The sequence below is a fragment of the Pseudonocardia sp. SID8383 genome (assembly GCF_009864975.1).
Taxonomy (GTDB): Bacteria; Actinomycetota; Actinomycetes; order Mycobacteriales; family Pseudonocardiaceae; genus Pseudonocardia; species Pseudonocardia alni.
On sequence record NZ_WWFY01000511.1, the window covers coordinates 1 to 283 of the forward strand.

1 pseudogene is annotated in these 283 nt (G+C 80.2%); it reads left to right on the top strand.

The features are described from left to right. A pseudogene (locus GTW08_RS12250) lies at positions 1-283 on the top strand (MFS transporter); the annotation flags it as partial.

Consider the following 283-nt stretch of genomic DNA (forward strand, 5'->3'; position numbering starts at 1 on the left):
GGTCGGTGGCGTCGCGTCGACGGCGAGCGTGCTGGGCGCGGCGGGTGCGGCCGCCGTCGTCGCACGCGTGGCCCAGGCCCGGGGACGGCGTCCCGCGCTGGTCGGCGGTCACCTGGTGGGACTGCTCGGCGCGGTCGGTGCGGTCGTCGCGGTCACGACCGGCTCGGTGGCGCTGCTGCTGGTGTCGTTGCTGCTGATCGGTTCGGGGACGGCGGTCGGGCTCGCCGCGCGCTACGCCGCCACCGACCTGGCCGCGCCGGCGCGGGCCGGCCGCGCGCTCGCG